Genomic DNA, 2371 nt, shown 5'->3' with positions numbered 1-2371 from the left:
CCATCACGTAACACAACAACTTTTTCTGTACCTGTCAAAGCAGTTGAGATAGAGCCAGTGATTTGCGGTGCTATATCGTTGGTTGCGCCGCCATTGTCGACTACGCCCGTTTGCGGATCAACATCGTCTACCACTGATAAGATCTGTACAGATTGACTTGAACCACTGGTATCAATTGAGATTGAGTAGTCGTTTGATAACGCACCTTGGTTACCTGCGCCGTCTAATACCCGTGCAGTGTACTCATAGGTTGAACCACTTGATAAGCTTGAGTCTGTAAAGCTCCAATCAGTACCCGTAACCTCGGCTTCACCCACTTGTACGCCATCACGATAAACCGCGACCACTTCACCGTCGCCAAGTTCGGCATCGATAGTCCCTTTAATCTCAGGCGTGTCATCATTAGTGAATTCACCATCGGCAACGTCGCCTAGACCTGGGGCAACATCATCAATGACCGTCGTAATTTGTGTGGCTTGTGTAGGTACCGTAGTGTCAACCTCAATGCTATAAGGTTGTGATTCTGGACTCTGGTTACCACCGGCAGTGTCAACACGTGCGGTATAAACATAGGTTTCACCGTCTGTTAGGCCACTGTCATCAAACGTCCACGTCGTACCGTCTACTGTGGCATTACCAATTACTTCTCCATCACGTAACACAACAACTTTTTCTGTACCTGTCAAAGCAGTTGAGATAGAGCCAGTGATTTGCGGTGCTATATCGTTGGTTGCGCCGCCATTGTCGACTACGCCCGTTTGCGGATCAACATCGTCTACCACTGATAAGATCTGTACAGATTGACTTGAACCACTGGTATCAATTGAGATTGAGTAGTCGTTTGATAACGCACCTTGGTTACCTGCGCCGTCTAATACCCGTGCAGTGTACTCATAGGTTGAACCACTTGATAAGCTTGAGTCTGTAAAGCTCCAATCAGTACCCGTAACCTCGGCTTCACCCACTTGTACGCCATCACGATAAACCGCGACCACTTCACCGTCGCCAAGTTCGGCATCGATAGTCCCTTTAATCTCAGGCGTGTCATCATTAGTGAATTCACCATCGGCAACGTCGCCTAGACCTGGGGCAACATCATCAATGACCGTCGTAATTTGTGTGGCTTGTGTAGGTACCGTAGTGTCAACCTCAATGCTGTAACTGTTTGATGTGCCGCCTGGTAAGCCTGCTAAATTAACAACATTTGCAGTGTACTTATAGGTTTCACCATCCGTTAGACCACTGTCATCAAACGTCCACGTTGTACCGTCAACAGTGGCATTACCAATCACTTCACCGTCACGTAGGACAACAACCGTCTCGCCAGATTCAAGCGCAGCACTAATAGTGCCTTGAACTGAGGGAGTTACATCATTGGTAACATTACCATTAGCAACTACACCTGTTTGCGGTTCGAAATCATCTTGGACTGCGGTAATAACTGTACTTTGAGTAGGACCACCCGTATCAATATCTATACTATAAGATGATGAGCTATTACCTACATTACCAGCAGCATCCTCGACTTTTGCAGTGTACTCATAGGTTGAACCACTTGCTAAACCGCTGTCTTCAAAGCGCCAAGTAGTATTGTCAACGTCTGCTGTACCCAAACGTTCGCCATCACGATAAATAGCAACCACTTCATTCTCACTAAGAACCGTACTAATCGTACCTTGTAGTTCAGGTGTGGTGTCATCAGTGGCGCCGCCATTATCTACTTGACCCGTTTGCGGGGCAACGTCGTCAATAATCGTGGTGATCTCTATCGTTTGAGTCGGGGCTATGGTGTCAATCTCAATGCTATAGTTAGAGGAGATGGCACCGCGGTTACCTGCGGCGTCTTCAACGCGAGCAGTATAGATATACGTTTCACCGTCTTCAAGACCGCTATCAGCAAAGCTCCAGTTTGTACCCGTTACGTCTGCTGTGCCTATTGCTTCACCATTACGTAGAACAATGACGATTTCACCCGGTTCAAGTTCAGCACTAAGTGAACCTACAAGTAGTGGCGCAGTATCATTCGTGATGTCACCACTTGTCACAGTACCTGTCTGCGGAGCGACATCATCTTCGATACTGTTAATCACTACAGCTTGCGTTGGTGCCGTGGTGTCGACATTAATAGCATAGTCGTTAGAGATAGTGCCTTGGTTACCTGCTGCGTCTTCAACACGTGCTGTGTAAGTGTAGTTCTCACCGCCCGTTAGACCCGTGTCACTAAAACTCCAGGTGTTGTTGTCAACTGTGGCGGTGCCCACACGTTCGTCGCCGCGGTAGATAACAACTTCTTCACCTTCTTCTAATACGCTACTGATAGTGCCTTGTAGGGTTGGGGTCACGTCATTGGTGGCGCCGCCATTATCTACTT

Annotated in this window: 1 protein-coding gene; it reads right to left on the bottom strand. The window is 47.7% G+C overall.

The window, feature by feature from the left end:
* Window positions 1–2371, bottom strand: a 2371-nt coding sequence (locus AC2SLT_RS13065; RefSeq protein WP_486548085.1) for a beta strand repeat-containing protein, incomplete at both ends; no start/stop codon positions are given.

It is taken from the genome of Psychrobacter sp. CX18, assembly GCF_057396215.1.
Note: the sequence above shows the minus strand (reverse complement) of the source record. Positions and strands in the feature narration are given on the sequence as shown.